This window comes from Pseudomonadota bacterium (assembly GCA_022361155.1).
Classification (GTDB): domain Bacteria; phylum Myxococcota_A; class Polyangia; order Polyangiales; family JAKSBK01; genus JAKSBK01.
The window spans coordinates 1-15216 of record JAKSBK010000454.1; the positions used below are offsets into that span (position 1 = coordinate 1).

Here is a 15216-nt window from a genome sequence, read left to right on the forward strand (position 1 = left end):
CCGCGTGGCTGGTCTACGCCAAGACGCCCTTCCGCCGTGTTGACCACGTCCTCAACTACCTCGGCCGCTACACCCATCGGGTGGCCATCTCCAACAGCCGCCTCGTGGACGTGCGCCAGGAACTCGTCACGTTTCGCACGAACAATGGCAAGCTCGCGAGCCTTTCCCCTGTCGAGCTTCTCCGCCGCTTCCTGCCGCACGTCCTTCCTGACGGCTTCCACAAGATTCGCCACTACGGCCTGTACGCCGGCGCCGCCGAGATGGCACGATTTTAACTGAACCCGACGCCGATCTTCCGTCTCGTCTCGGTCTCGGCCTTCTGCCTCCGCCGCCGACTCTTGCCTCCGCCTCGGCCGCTCCGCCTCGGCCGCTCCGCCTCGGCCGCTCCGCCTCCGCCGCGGACTCCTACCTCGGGCTCGCCCGAAAAAGCGCAGATTCGGACCGTCGCCCAGCTATCGGGCTGCCGGAATCATTGAAAAATCTTCTCTACTTTCGTACCCGCATGTAGCTAGTCGGCTAGAACCTGCCCCGAATGCTGCCGACGGCGCCGCCCGGCACGGGCAAGACGCTGAGCAGGGGTGAGGTGTCGCCGCCGCCAGTGTCCCAAGTCTGCGTAAAATAATAGCCTGCGCCAAGCCCCGCGACGGTGCCCACAATGCCGAGACCACCCACGCCTCGGGCGCTTGCCTCGCCCTCGAGCAGGATGGCGCCGCCTGCTCCGAGCAGCAGGCCCACGATGCCGGCTGCGTCCAGCATCAATACTCGGCCTGCGCTCATCGGAACTCGGTCGGCCAATAGTGCACCACCCAAGGACCCCAGATTGCCGGTGACGAACCATGTCCAGAAGGCTCCGCTTTGGTCCTCAATGGCGGGCTGAAGAAACAGGATGCCGAGGGCGGCCAAGGCCGTGGACCAAATACCACCCGACATGGCCAGGGACACGTCTCCAGCTGCGGGCCGATAGAGGTTGTGCAGCAGCGCGCCGCCAGCAAGCCCTGCGAGCTGGCCCAGCATCAACGAAGTCGCCGTGGCCTTGCCCTCGTCTCGGGCGCTCTCGATGGCGTCGGTCGCCATGCCCAGCAGGAAGCCGTTCCATGCGCCCCAGTACACACCGGACGTCAGCGCTCGTGCCTGACCTGGAGTAATGCCGTTCGCAGAGAGCCGCAAACTGAGCCCGAGCCCCGCCCCGGTGGTGGCCATCAGTCCCAGCGCCCATGCGCGCTCTCCGTCGCACTCGAGCAGCGTGCACGACTCGATACCGAGGACGAGCCCGTGCAGCGTCTGAAACGACGCCAACTCGGCGCGTGCGCCCTTGGTAGATGCCGCCGCGACCGGACCAGGTGCCGTTGCGGGCGGCGTCCCCAAGCGCTGGTGGGCCTCGGAAGACGCCTCGCGTGGGCTCTGTAGGTCGACGAGCAACCACTGACCGCGTTCGGCCGCTGGGTGTCCAGGATACTGGTTTAGCAGCCGCGTGAGCAGCTGCACGGCGCGTCCCTCATTGCGGCCCGCGAGCGCGCGAAAGGCCTCGTGATAGAGCTTCCAGGCTGGGTCTGCGTCCGGGACGGCTGTCGGAGCGGGCGCTGCTGCTCGAGCGGGTGCCGCCGGCGGCGGCTGCGGGTGCGCCGGTGGGGCTGGCGGTGGTGGGGGTGGGGGTGGTGCCGAGTTGCTCGGGGTGACTGGCGCGCCAACCTTTTCGGTCGTGGTTTGGGCACCGGCTTCGGCAGCGCCAAACAACAGGACCCAGGCTAGACTGGCTGCCCAAACGCTCGCCAGACGAAATGAATCCATGCCAGCGGTTCTAGCAGGGCCGCGGACCCCCTGCCTAGCCCGCATCGGTCACCGGCCTCGGGCTCAATCGGCCGATCCGCCCGCGCAAGCTGTGATGAGCTGCGACGAGCAACGATAGCAACACCCTCACCAAGGAGCAGCGCTGATGCCCGGTAAGCCCGACAAGCCTCATCGGATCCGTGTCCGCGCGCTCGACGCAAGCCGCGCGATGTCAAGGAGCTGAACAAGCTGAAGAGCAACCAGCTCGGGATGCCGTACCTCGATTTCCACGGCGAGGGAGTGGAGTTCATCATCTGCGCACAGGTGGCGAAGCACATCGAAAAGGTGGGCGCCAAGCTCGAGGGGGCCGGACTCGAAGAGATCCAGGGCGGCTACACGACCGTCCCTGCGGCCGCGAGGCCGACGACGAGTAGACAACCCGCTCGACCGGGAGGCTCACGGCACCGAGGCGGTACGCTTCAGCACCGCGGGTCCCGGCAGCAGAGGCGCGGGGCGCCCGCGACGAACGCGGAACCGCTCCCTGGTAAGCCGTATGGATTTGTCGCGCTCCCCGAGGAAGTGAATACTTGGAAACTCGGCTTTGAGCATACGGATGGCAGGGGCGAGATCAGAGTCGTTGGACACCAGCAGGGCACGGTCGAAGCTGTCCTTGTACGCTTCATTAATCGGCTCTCCAACGGAATGTGTGGGTGGAGGGGCAGCACTACGAGGCGGAGAGAAAGGCGAAGAGCCTCCGAGCGGTGGCGTCGAGCCGCTCCTGCTCGCGGATCGAGAGCTGTTGGACCAGCGGCGCGGGCCGGGCGGGCGGGCGACCTGACCCGCCTTGAGGCTTGAGGATATTCGGGCGGTGCGGCGGCGGGGTTCCGAGCGCGTTGGTGCGGGTGCAGCGGTCGCAACGGTCTTGTTTTGGTCGCAACCCTGCGAATTCGCCCGGCGAGCGCCCCGTAGGTATAGTCGCTCGCCCACGAAGGGCTGCCCGTCGATCCCCCAGCGTGGGCGTGATATGGACTGACTCGTGAACAAAGCAATGGAGCAAGTCCCGAAAGCGCACCGCATGCGTCAGAGCGGCCCAATCAAACGCTTGATCAAGCTTGCCCCGATCGAACGCGGCCTGATCGAGCTTGCCTCGGTGTTCTACGAGCCTACGACGCGCACGGATCTTGCGCGTACGCTCAAGCGGGCTGGACATCGAATCGGCAGCCGTGCTCCAACCGGGGCGGGCATCCTTCCCACCCTTCAGGCGCTTACGAGGCAAGGATGGCTTGTCGGCGACACCCATTGGGAGGTCTCGCCAAGATTCGTGCACGCGATCACTCGGCACGTCGCGCGAGAGGGCCGCCTCGATTCGATGACGCGAGACGTTCGCACGATTCGGCCCATTCGAGACGAGTCCCGAATGTCGCGCGGCGAGCTGCTGCGCGAGCTGCGGATCGCGCTCTACTCCAGGTGCTGGGACGAAGCTCGACAACTCGCAGAAGCTGCCCACGGCGCTTTCGCTAGCATCTGCCAACCCTTGGATCGCGAGTGGCTCGTGGAGCTTCCGGACGATCTGCGCACCCGTGCGCTTATGGACGTACTCGATGCGTCGTTGGCGGCGCTTGTACCTGCGCCGGACGCGATGACGCTCCTCGAGCAAGAGCCGGACCTTACGGACGCCGCGCATCAACTCCTGGTCGAACAACTGGTGCTGCGCGGCAGGCTCGGCGATGCCGAAGATCGCCTTGCATCGAGATCGTCGCTGCAGGCCCGGGTTGGACGCGCGTGGGTGCTCGCGCTCGGGGGCCGCTGGAAAGAGGCGAACGAGGCGTACGAGAACGCCCTGCACGCGTTCTTGAAGCAAGCCGGCAAGCGCAGGCGCTTCTTTCCCGATCTGAGCGGCATCTTTTTCATCGTCTCCCTACTCGCCGACGGCCGGGAGGACAGCCTGGAGCGGGCCAGGGGCCTTTCAACCGCCGCGGCAAGGAACGGTGTCAGCCGGTACACGGGTGCGTACCAGATTCTCTCCGAGTCGGCAGCCTTGCTGTGCCATGCGCAGGAAGCAGACGACCTCCTGTACACGGGCTCAGCGCTCGACCTGGACACGATCGCTCCGATGGAACTCTTGCTGCGGGGGCTCGGCGCGAGCTGGGTGGAAAGGAGCGCGCCGCGTCCTTTGATCAAAGCGTTGCAGTCGCTGTCCACCAGGGCGAAGGCGGCAGGGTACGACTGGCTTGCCGCGCAGGCCGCATGCACGGTCCGCAGCCTTCGCCCCACGAAAAAGGGTGGTCACGGCGCCCCATGCTGCAAGCACCTCCCGGGCGTTTGCCTCCCTCGAGCTGTCAACAAGCCAGAGCGCTGGCCCCGGGCGCTCGACGCCTTGCTCGAGGTCGCAGCGGGCGGTCCCGTGCGCTCGCCCGCGTCGCAGCAGCCCGACGGCGATCGGCGTTTGGTCTGGATTGTTACCGAGCACTACCAAGAGCTAGACCTCGAGCCGCGCGAACAAACGCGCTCGAAGAAGGGCGTTTGGTCGAAGGGCCGTCCCGTGGCGCTCAAGCGGCTCGCCCACGAGTCCGGCGAGATGGACTTCCTGAGCGCGGCGGATCGAGCGGTTTGCTCGAGCATCGAGGAGAGTGTCTCGTACAGCTACTACGGCCGGTACCGGGACGTGACGTACGCGATCGATCCGGGGCCGGCGTTCAGCACGCTGGTTGGTCAGCCAAACGTTCTCACGGAAGTCTCCGGCCAATGGGTACCTGTGGAGATCCGAAAGCGTCCGGCCAAGCTTCGTGTAGAAAGGAGACCCAAGAAGGGTGGCTTTCGGATCGTGCTCGATCCGATGCCCCGCAACGCAGAGGAGCAGGTGTGCTGCGAGAGGGTAGGGCCGTCCACGATCGAAGTCGTTGCGATCGAACCCAAGCACCACGCGATCGCCAAGGCTCTCGGCAAGAAGGGACTCGAGCTGCCTGCCAGCGCTGAAGCGCGGCTTCGTGAGGTTCCGGCGGCTCTCTCGAAGTCCATTGCCGTCGATACCGATCTCGAGCTCGATGCGAGCGACGCAGAGACGGTCGCCGGCGATCCCAGTCCGCGATTCCTGCTCCGGCCCCTGGGTGATGGCATGTCGGTCGAGGTCATCGTCCGACCGCTGGGCGAGCGCGGGCCCGCCGCGAACCCCGGCTGTGGCGGTGGACACATGGTAGCCGAAATCGACGACCGGCGCGTGCTCGCTTCCCGCAACCTCGTGGAGGAGAGGCGACAGCTCGATGAGGTGCTCGCGGCCTGTCCAACGCTTTCGTCCGCCGACAACGTAGGCCGCAGCTACCAGCTCCCGAATCGCGTCCAAGCGCTGGAAGCGTTGGTCGAGCTCAGGTCACGCCTGGATCCCGCGACCCTCGAGTGGCCGGACGGCGAAGTGCTCGAGGTCACCGAACCCGCCTCGATCGAGCACCTGGACTTTTCGTTTCGAGAAGCGGGAGGCCTATTCGAAGCAAAAGCGACCCTCGATCTCCCGGGAACAGACCCCTTGGCGCTCTCAACGCTCGTTGGCTACCTCGACGCGTCACCGGGACGTTTCCTCAGGGTCGCCGGCGATAGACGTTTCCTGGCGCTCACCGCCGACCTCAGGCATCGACTCGACGAGCTTCAGGCGCTCGCCGACTCCTCAGCCAACAAGCGGCTTCGCTTCCATCGCTTGGTGGTGCCACAGCTAGAAGACTTGCTGGATGGGGCCCGCGTCGTCAGCGACGATGCCTGGAAGCAACAACTGAACCGGCTCACGACCGGAGCTACCGAAGAGGTGCCTTCCACGTTCCGTGGCGAGCTGCGACCGTATCAACTCGACGGCTTCCGCTGGCTCGCACGATTGGGGCACTGGGGCGCAGGAGGATGCCTGGCCGATGAGATGGGGCTGGGCAAGACCGTGCAAGTTGCGGCGCTGCTCTCGCTGCGCGCGCAACAAGGCCCGAGCCTCGTCGTCGCGCCTACCTCCGTCCTCGTCAACTGGGCAGATGAGATCGCGCGCTTCGCGCCGACGCTTCGTGTTCGGCTTTTCGCGGGCGGTGATCGGACGCAGGCGCTCTCCGAGCTCAAGCCTTTCGATCTCGTACTCACCAGCTATTCACTTCTTCAACAGGAGATCGAGGCGCTGGAGCAGGCTCGCTTCGTCGTTGCGGTGCTGGACGAGGCGCAGGCGATCAAGAACCCGCGAACGCGCCGGGCGCAAGCCGCCTGCCGTCTCGTGGCCCAGCAGCGCATCGTCGCGACAGGTACGCCGATCGAAAACCGGACCGGAGAGCTTTGGAGCCTGTTCCACTTCTTGAACCCGGGTCTCCTCGGCTCGCACAAGAGCTTCGAGCTCCAGTTCGCTCGCCCCATCGAGCGCAACCGCGATCGAGCAGCGCAGGGCCGGCTGCAGCGCTTGATCTCGCCGTTCATTCTGCGCCGGACGAAGACGAGCGTGCTCGAAGAGCTCCCATCACGGACCGACGTGACACTTCGCGTGGCCCTCGAGCCCGACGAGATGGCGCTCTACGAGAGCGTCCGCGAAAAAGCGCTCGCGAAGCTCTCAAGCCTCGACGCGGGCGTAGACGCAAGACGCATGCACCTGCTTGCCCAGATCACACGACTCCGGCGCGCGGCATCGAACACGCGCCTTGTGCTCCCTGATCACGATGCCCCAAGTGCGAAGCTCGCCGCGCTTGCCGAGCTCCTGGACAAGCTGCGCGAGGACGGGCACAAAGTGCTCATCTTCAGCCAATTCGTTGACCATCTCAGCTTGATCCGAGAGCTCCTCGACGCGAAGAACGTATCGTATCAGTACCTTGACGGGAAGACCGCGCTCAGCAAACGCCACGCGGCGATTCAGAAGTTCCAAGCCGGAGAGGGTGATGCCTTTCTCATCAGCCTGAAAGCGGGCGGTTTTGGACTCAACCTCACCGCGGCCGATTACGTGGTCCACATGGATCCGTGGTGGAACCCGGCAGTCGAGGATCAGGCATCGGATCGCGCCCATCGAATAGGCCAAACGCGACCGGTTACGATCTATCGAATCGTCGCGCGTGAGACGATCGAGGACCGGATCGTCGATCTGCATCATCGCAAACGCGACCTTGCTGCCAGCCTGCTCGAAGGAAGCGACGTTTCGGCCAGGATCAGCGAGGAGGAGATGCTCGCGCTCATCCGTGGCAGCTCGGAACCCTTCGTTCACGATCGCGAGCTGTCACCGGCCCTAACCTCAAGCTACCAGGCTGGACGACCTCGAGTAGGATAGTGCCTTGAGCATCGAGGCGTGCGCGGAGTTCATCAAGCGGGAAGTCCAGGGCGTCGAGGTTCGCTCGTTCGAGCTGGTGGACACCACTGGTCGGGCGCAGATATGGGTGAAGGTTATCTTCGGGAGGTAGCTTCCCCATGACTCTCGCTGAATTACGCAGGGCTCACTCGGCGCCCTCGACCTGGGCCGCCGACCTGGGCCGCCAGTACCGGGTTAGCGTGGAGCGAGTCGCCGCTGCCTTCTGAGCTGAAGCTCATCGGAAGCGCCCTGGATCGATGTCAAGCAGCCAAAACAGCAGCTGTCCAACGGCGTGGAGCCCGAGACAGAGCCCGATGAGGAACGTGAGCACACGCACGACCTGAGCATATTGCGGCGAGGGCGGTTCGGATGAAGAAGGCGGTTCGGATGAAGAAGGCGGTTCGGATGAAGAGGCCCCGAGCCTAGCGGGCTCGTCTGGGGAACCACTCGTGGACGGAGACATGTCCTACCCGTGTGAGCCGGACTCGGCGTGTGGAGGGCACCAACCTGTGCCTGTTTTCGTTCACGACGAGGAAGTAGCGACGAGGTGGATCATCGGCAAGCTCCCCGGGCAGGTTCCCGTCGAGCTTCGCGATTCGCCGCAGCCTCTTGTTGGCGAGCGCTCGCCGGGTCAGGGGATCGGAGCCAGGAGGGGTGGCCACGTCGTTGGCCTCCATGCGCGTCACGGCATTGGCCCAGGCATCGTTATGCGGGACCATGCTGATGACCATATCACGGGGGTCTGCCTGGCCGCGCACGTATTCGAAGGCCGCAAAAGCGGCAGCGTCGACGCGCTGAAACGACAGGCGCCAGAGGGGATAGATGGGGCTCATCGCCAGGGAGGCTGCGACCACGAAACGCAGCTTGCCCAGGCGTTCCCACAAGGCCACTACGCCTCCACCGGCAAACGCCGCCAGCGGATAGGTGAGCGCCGTGGCCCAGCGGGAAGGTACGAGCATGGTCCGGGGGGCGTCGGCGAGCCCGGTAGCGAGCTTGTAGAGCGTGAAGATGCCGGTGAAGGCCACGAGCAGCGCGGCGATGGAAGCGAGCACAACGAGCCGGCCGATGGCCGTGGGCGAGCGACGCGCGAACAGGGCCAGCGCTGCCAGCAGCACGAGGTAGGCACCCACGTGCGTGTGCCCCATGTCGAACAAGTCCATGTGCCGGTGCAGTTGAAACGCGATCGTCTTGCCCATGGCATCGAAATCGATGACCTGCAGCCACATCGGGAGCGCGGGCAGTACTCCCAGCGCAGCAGCCATCGCAGCCATGAGGCAGCCGCGGCGTCGCTCGGGAAACGCCCAGGCCGTGGCCGCGAGCCCCCACGCGAACGCCCAGCCGATGATGAGTGGCAAGAGCGTGTTGCACAAGAAGATCGCCGTGACGAACACGGGCAGCAAGACGAGCAATCGCCCGCCACGCAGCAGCACTGCTCCCATAGCCAGGGCGAAGCAGAAGCAGACCTCGGTGGGCAGTCCGCCCCAACGTGAAAACACGGCGCCGTCCGCCACGCTGAGAAACGCGTACGCGTAGCCGCTGCCGATGGCATGGCGCGGCTCGTCCCAGATCTCGGCTGCAAACGCTACGAGCGCCAGCGTCGATAGCAGGCCGAAGCCTGCGGTCAACAAGACCGAGAACACACCCCACACCGGGACGCCCGTCAGCGTATGCAGCTCGGCCACTAGCGCATGCGATCCCCAAGGGTAGCGCAGAGGAGCGTCCATAAAGGGTTCCCACGTGCCACGGCCGGGCGTCAGCAGCAGCGCCGTGGTCAGCGTGCAGTGCTGCGGTGCGTCCGGCACCTGGAGCGCTTCGGGTCGCATGCGATGCGGGATCATGCGCAGCACGCTGGAGCCCACCAGGATCGCCAGCAGCGCGAGTCCTTCTCGCACGCGCAGCTTTCCCCGCGTGCGTTCGTTTTGCTTCCGGTTGCGTAAGAACGCCAAAGCCAGCGCCAGCCCCGAAACGCCGAAAAGAGCGCCTTCCAGCGACCACAGCAGCGCTCGATCGTGCAGCAGGCCCACGCGGTGCAGCACCACGGCACGCGCGACCGCGAGCGCGGCTCCCAGAGCGAGGCCCGGGCCGACGTTCTTCCACCAAGAACCGCCTCGATCGAGCCAGGTGATCACGGCCAAGCCCGGCGATAAGACCAGAAAGAAGACCGCCAGGATCGAAAGGGTGTCGAGCATGGCTGCCGCACGTGGCGGGGCCCCGACCCAGGGCCCGCGGAAGAATAACTCGTCGAGACCGGCCGCGCAGGGTGGATGCGATCGCGGGCGCGCCCGGAGGAAAAACCGCAGGAATAGCAGCGCCATTGCGAGGATTTTTGCGAGGACGAAAGCCGCGAGCGCGCCCGGCAACGCGGTCGCAACGATCGAGTTATTCTTCGGCGGGCCCTTAGCACGACCGTCCTGCAACGGGCCGCGGCTGAAGAGCGAGATGGCTGAAGAGGGCAGACCGGAACCGGGCTGAAGACAGGGACCGGGGCCGAAGACATGGACCGAGGCCGAGACAGGGACCGGGGCCGAAGACGGCGGGTACGGGGTACGAGCGCCCGCCCGCGAGACTCACCACTGGCTAGGTTGACTCGTACCGGTCACGTTCATGACCCGCGACCAGGGCGACGACCCGCGACCACGACCACGGCGACGACCCGCGACCACGATCACGCCCACGATCACGACCACGATCACGCCCACGACCACGGCCACGACCACGGCCACGATCACGATCACGACCACGATCACGACCACGATCACGGCCACGGCCACGGCCACGGCCACGGCCACGGCCACGGCCGCGACTACGATCACGATGCCCGGAGGTGGTCGGCGACGGCTAAATGGGATAGTTATTCTTGAACGGGCTGCAGATCAAGAATCCCCACGAAGACGTACAGCCGCTTTGGGAATCGAGCTTAGGCTCGAGTTCAGTACTTTTGGTGAAGCGAAATCCCCGCGAAAACTGGCAGTTCAAGGCGCGACGACGACTAATGGTGGTGTCATTGGGAGGAGGAGCAACGCCGAAATGACGGTTTTCCCGGGGATTGCAGCCGCCGAAAGCGCTGAACTCGAGCCTGGGATCCGTTTGTTGCCCGCCGTCGCACGAGGACCACGTTGAGAGCGCTCATCACAGGTGCAACGGGCCTGATCGGCCGGGGACTTGCGACCAAGCTCACCGACGCGGTCGTCGTCAGCCGCGATCCAGACCGCGCCGCCCGCGCACTGGGATCCGTCGAGACGCACCGCTGGGAGCCGGAGACGGGGCCGCCGCCAACCGAGGCGCTGCGCGAGGTCGACGCGGTCTTCAACTTGGCTGGCGAAGCAGTGGCGGACGGCCGCTGGACCGTGGAAAAAAAGCGCCGAATCAGGGACAGCCGGATCGTCGGCACCCGCAACCTGGTGGCAGGCTTCGAGGCTTTGCAGCGGCGACCACGGGTGCTCGTGTCGGCTTCGGCGGTCGGCTACTACGGTGACCGGGGCGATGAGTTGCTCGACGAGGACGCGGCGCAAGGCGAAGGCTTCTTGGCTGACGTATGTGCGGCTTGGGAACACGAGGCCCTAGCTGCCAGGGAGCTCGGGATGCGGGTCGTTTGCGTGCGTGTTGGCGTGGTGCTGGCGCGCAACGGAGGCGCGCTCGCCAAGATGCTCACACCCTTCAAGACAGGGGCGGGAGGCAGGCTCGCAAGCGGGCGGCAGTGGATGCCGTGGATACACCACGAGGACGTTATCGGCATCCTGCTTCATGCGAGCGAAAACGAGCAGATGCAGGGAGCCGTCAACGCGGTTTCGCCGCGGCCCGTAACGAACGCGGACTTCACCCGCGCGCTCGGCCGGGCGCTGCATCGTCCGACGCTGCTACCAATGCCGAAGGCCGTCTTGCGGATCGCGCTGGGCGAGCTCAGTGAAATCCTGCTGGCTTCCCAACGGGTCCTGCCGCGGGTCGCCGAGCGCAACGGCTACACGTTCGAGCATCCGCGGCTGCAAGCTGCGCTCGAGGCTCTGGTGTCTTGACCAGCCGCGGCTAAGGCTCCGCCACAGAATAACCTGCCCACTTCGCGGGTCCCAAACGTTGCTGGCTGTGTTGCTCCTCCTCGAAACATCCCCAGTATTCCTCGTCGTCGCGCCTTGCCAGCGACGCCCGGTCCTCCGCGATCCGCACAGGTTGTTCTGTAGCGGAGCCTAATCGACGTCGCCATGGTCATGCTCTACGGTGTCCGGCAAGAACGCCAGGATCGTTTCGATTGACAGTGTGTTGCCCTCGATCGCGGTAGTCGCGAGGACATCGCGCGCCAAGTAGACTTGGTGGACGTTCGTGGCAGTATCCGGACGTAGGGGAACTCCGCTCAGGTGCGCGCTCTTTGAGCGCACCTCTCCGAGCAGCATCCAGAACGCGGGGGGCATGCGCTTCAGGTTCACGCGGAAGGTGAGCCACGGGTGAGTAGTCTCGTAGGACAGTTTTCCAAGGCTCACGGTGACCGCCTGAATGTCCATAATATACTGTGTAATTGCAGCTATTTGTGGTTTGCATGTACCCGTGAATGTCCAGGTTAGCATGAGCTGCCGCTCTCCGCGCGGCCGCCAGAGGTCCGGTAGGCGGTGCTCGGTCCGAAGTCCGCTCTCGACACCTCCCTTACGGCGCGAAGCCGTCTAGGCAGGCTCCCGCATGGCGGCCTTCAACTGTCGGACAGCCTCGGTCTGGTTTTCTGCCTGCATGCAGCGGGCGATCAGGGCGGGGTCGAGATTGGGCAGAAACGCGCTGCGCGTGGTTGCGACGTAGCCGGAGGGTTCGAGGCGCCGAAGCTCGAGACGGCCCTGACGGAAGAACCAGACCTCGGGTACCTCGAGGCCCTGATAGACGGAGAGCTTGCTGACTCCGCCCGAGGTGTGCACGACCTCGATGGCGAAGTGCGGGCGTTCAACATCATCCCGGACCGGGCCCACCACGTAGCATTCGTCGGGCTCGACGCCGCGCTTGCGCTGCTGGCTCTTGATGGTCCAGGAACCGAAGCCCTCGAGCGCGATACCTCGTTCCTCGGCAAAGGCCTCGATCAGCCGAGCGAGCTTCTTCTTTGTCAGCTCATGGTAACTTGAGGGTGACATCAGCTCGAGCTCTCCCTCGAGGTAGGTGAAGCGGACGTTGCCGTGGTCGCCACGCAGGGCGAGCATGCTCTCGAACTGCGGCCAGCTAACGTCGTGGAAGTAGACGCACTGGTCGAAATCCGTAGCCTCCACTGGAAGCGATTCGGCACTACGAGCCATGACCGCACACTAGCACGCCTCGCGAGCCCCGCCGAATCGCCGCCGGCGGCCGAATCGGAATCGCCAGAGTCCGGGTCAGGTGGGCCACCACTGCTGCGGCAGCCCTTGCCCGCGCAGCAACGAGGCCGCGTCCATGCTGATAGCGACCGAGACATGGATGAAGAAGCCGTTCGAGATAGAGCGCGTGCGCAGCGCCAGGGTCCCCAACACGATGCCGGCGACGATCGCCGCCAGCGCCTCGAGCCATGGCTTGCCGAAGTGGATCATGCAGTACGGCACGGTCATGGCGAAGATCGCATGAGACCCGAGCGCGCGGCGACAGGAAAACAGCAGAAAGCCTCGGAAGAAGAACTCCAGCGCCAGGAACTGCAAGCCGTAGATCAGCTCCCAGGTCGCGAGATCGAGCCAGCTGCGCCGGGCCTGCTTGTAGAACGGGTAGTAGGACGCGAAGTCCTCCCGCGAGCTCACGAGCACGACCAGCGCAAGCACGACGAGATAGAAGAGCGCATACAGCCAAGCGTGCTCGGCCAGGCCGTGCAGGTTCAGGCCGTAGTCACGCAGGCGCTGGCGAAAGACCCAGCGCACGACCAGCGCAGGCAGCACGAAGTAGCCGAGCACGCGGCAGCCGCTCCAGTAGCCGTACTCCAGCAGATTGTAGAAACGCCAGCGCCGCAGCTGCCACGACCAGCTGTCGTGCTTCCCTTCGCTTGGATCGAACGATCGCAGCGCATCTCCCAGCTGGTATCCCGATCCGAAGTACTCCATCAGCGTCAGGCATACTGCGGCCAACCCCAGGGCCACCAGCGGCCGGTAGTCGAAGCTCGGGGAGTGCTCCGCCCGCTCGTGCCAGGCTATTTCGTCCTGCTGGCGCCAGGTGTCGAGAAAGAAGCGTTTGGGGTGCAGATCGGCGAGGCGGATGGGGGGAGGGCGATCCGGCTTCGACGCCACGGGCTCGGGCAGGTCCGTCCCGATCGGGAACCCCCAGCTCCCGTTTGGAGAGTCACTGCCCATGGAGAGAGAGGCTCGACTTCAAGCTTCCTTGGCGGCAATGCGCGCGCCGGCATCGAGGCGCGCCAATGTCAAGTCACGCCCCAGGATCTCCATGACCTCGAACAGCCCTGGGCTGCGCGAGCGACCGGTCAAGGCGACCCGAGCCGCTTGCGCCACGTGCTTGAGCTTGAATCCCTCGGCCTCCAGCCACGCCTTTGCTTGCTGCTCGAGCGCCGTGCGCTCGAAGGGCTGGGCCGCCTCGATGGCCGCGCGCAGCCCCCGCAGCAGGCTGGAGCTTGCGGCGACCAGGTGCTGTGCGCGCGCAGCAGCGTCGAAGCTCACGGGATGCCGGAAGTAGAAGTCGAGTGCCTCGGCCAAGTCCTCGAGGGTGCTGGCCCTGGGCTTGGCGCTGGGGAGCGCAGCGAGCAGGCGCGGGTCGTCTTTGCCCACCGACAGCCCACGCTCGGCCAAAAAGCCGACGACGCGCTCTGCCAGCTCGGTCTCGGTCAGGGCTCGAAGCTGCGAAGCCTGGACGTGCAGAAACTTCTTGCGATCGTAACGAGCGGCGGTAGTCCCGACGTGACCCCAGTCGAAGTGGTCGATCAGCTCTTGCCTGGCAAAGATCTCCTGGTCACCGTGCGACCAACCGAGCCGTGCGAGATAGTTGAGGACGGCATCCGGCAGGAAGCCTTGATCGCGGTACTCCAAGACATTGACCGCGGCATGGCGCTTCGACAGCTTCTCGCCGTTGGGCGCCAGGATCAGAGGCAGGTGTGCGAATGCCGGAGGTTCACAGCCCATGGCCCGGTAGAGCAGTATCTGCATCGGTGTGTTGATCACGTGGTCGTCGCCCCGCGCCACGAGGCTTATCTTCATGGTCAGGTCGTCGACAAAGCCCGCGAAGGTGAAGAGCGGCATGCCGTTGCCACGCAACAATACGGCATCGTGCAGGGTCCGGTGGGCGATCTCGATCGGTCCCTTGACCAAGTCGGTGAAACCCGTGCTGCCGGCCAACGGAGCCTTGAAACGAATCACGTACGGCTGGTCCTGGGGCCAGTCGTGGCGATCGCGCCAAACGCGGTGGTTGAACGGCTCACCCGAACGGCGCGCCTCGTGAGCGGAGCGTGCGGCCTCGAGCTCCTCCTTCGTGGCGTAGCAACGGTACGCCCAGCCCCGCTCCACCAGCTTGTCGGCGAAATCGCGATACAGGGCAAGCCGCTCACTCTGGCGGTAGGGAGCGTGCACTCCGCCTACCCCTGGGCCTTCGTCCCAGTCGAGCCCGAGCCAACGCAAGGCTTCCAGCAAGACCTGCTCGCCCTGGGCCGTGTTGCGCTCGAGGTCGGTATCCTCAATGCGCAGCACGAAAGAACCACTGTGCCGGCGTGCCCACAGCCAGCTGTACAGCGCCGTGCGAACCCCCCCCAGGTGCAGGTAGCCAGTCGGCGATGGCGCGTAGCGGACCCGAACGCTGGACATGGTTTGGCGGTAGCAGACCCACAGCAAAGGGGTCAACCCCGGGCCGGCACCACGATGCGACCCGTGGTGCTTGGGCTGGCGGGCGTTGCCGGACCGCGATCGCGCATGCGCCCGGACGCAAACCGAAAGAAAGCGTCGGAAAGACCCGTCGCTCCTCCGGCACCCAGCCGATGCCCTGGCGCGCGATCCGATGCGTAGGCCAGGCGGCGACGTGCGCGGGCTCGTCGAGAAGCAGCCGGCGCGGTTCGGCCGCGATCGCGACGCCGATCTCGAGGGCACGGCGTTCTCCGTAGGGCAGCGTGCCTGCAGGCTGCGCTTCGCGCCCTTCGCGCCCCACCTGCGCCAGCGCCTGGGAAGCTCGCTCGAGTGCCCGTGAGTTGCTGCCCGGATCGCGAAACATGCTTCGTTCCGGCGCGGCGCCGCGGCGCCGCGTTCCAG

10 protein-coding genes and 1 pseudogene are annotated in these 15216 nt (G+C 65.5%); 3 read left to right on the plus strand and 8 right to left on the minus strand.

The window, feature by feature from the left end; all coding sequences use genetic code 11:
- Window positions 1-248, plus strand: a pseudogene (locus tag MJD61_17100) (transposase).
- Window positions 249-516: 268 nt separating this feature from the next.
- Here the strand turns inward: MJD61_17100 and MJD61_17105 are convergent.
- Entirely contained in the window at window positions 517-1788 is a 1272-nt protein-coding gene (locus tag MJD61_17105) for a hypothetical protein (protein ID MCG8556980.1), read from the minus strand.
- Window positions 1789-2803: 1015 nt separating this feature from the next.
- On the opposite strand from MJD61_17105, the gene MJD61_17110 reads away from it, so the two are divergent.
- Window positions 2804-7033, plus strand: a complete 4230-nt coding sequence (locus MJD61_17110) for a DEAD/DEAH box helicase (GenBank protein MCG8556981.1) — start codon at window positions 2804-2806, stop codon at window positions 7031-7033.
- Window positions 7034-7473: 440 nt separating this feature from the next.
- Here the strand turns inward: MJD61_17110 and MJD61_17115 are convergent, their stop codons facing one another.
- Both MJD61_17115 and MJD61_17120 read right to left on the minus strand, forming a co-directional pair.
- Window positions 7474-9240: a hypothetical protein gene (locus MJD61_17115; GenBank protein MCG8556982.1), complete on the minus strand. Its 1767-nt coding sequence runs from the start codon at window positions 9238-9240 to the stop codon at window positions 7474-7476.
- Between the two features lie 378 nt (window positions 9241-9618).
- Window positions 9619-9864, minus strand: a complete 246-nt coding sequence (locus MJD61_17120) for a hypothetical protein (GenBank protein ID MCG8556983.1) — start codon at window positions 9862-9864, stop codon at window positions 9619-9621.
- 303 nt (window positions 9865-10167) lie between these two features.
- Here MJD61_17120 and MJD61_17125 point away from each other — a divergent pair, with 303 nt between their 5' ends.
- Window positions 10168-11064, plus strand: coding sequence for a TIGR01777 family oxidoreductase (locus MJD61_17125; GenBank protein MCG8556984.1), 897 nt, complete (start codon window positions 10168-10170; stop codon window positions 11062-11064).
- A gap of 168 nt (window positions 11065-11232) precedes the next feature.
- Here MJD61_17125 and MJD61_17130 read toward each other — a convergent pair whose 3' ends face one another.
- The 5 genes from MJD61_17130 to MJD61_17150 form a co-directional block, all read right to left on the minus strand.
- A complete protein-coding gene (locus MJD61_17130; GenBank protein MCG8556985.1) occupies window positions 11233-11523 on the minus strand; it encodes a hypothetical protein in 291 nt (96 codons plus the stop codon).
- A gap of 177 nt (window positions 11524-11700) precedes the next feature.
- Window positions 11701-12312: a Uma2 family endonuclease gene (locus MJD61_17135; protein ID MCG8556986.1), complete on the minus strand. Its 612-nt coding sequence runs from the start codon at window positions 12310-12312 to the stop codon at window positions 11701-11703.
- Window positions 12313-12387: 75 nt separating this feature from the next.
- Window positions 12388-13323, minus strand: coding sequence for a CPBP family intramembrane metalloprotease (locus MJD61_17140; protein MCG8556987.1), 936 nt, complete (start codon window positions 13321-13323; stop codon window positions 12388-12390).
- Window positions 13324-13341: 18 nt separating this feature from the next.
- Window positions 13342-14733, minus strand: a complete 1392-nt coding sequence (gene gltX, locus MJD61_17145) for a glutamate--tRNA ligase (GenBank protein MCG8556988.1) — start codon at window positions 14731-14733, stop codon at window positions 13342-13344.
- Window positions 14651-15178: a hypothetical protein gene (locus MJD61_17150; protein ID MCG8556989.1), complete on the minus strand. Its 528-nt coding sequence runs from the start codon at window positions 15176-15178 to the stop codon at window positions 14651-14653. Before MJD61_17150 ends, gltX begins: the two co-directional genes overlap by 83 nt.
- Between the last annotated feature and the right edge of the window lie 38 nt (window positions 15179-15216).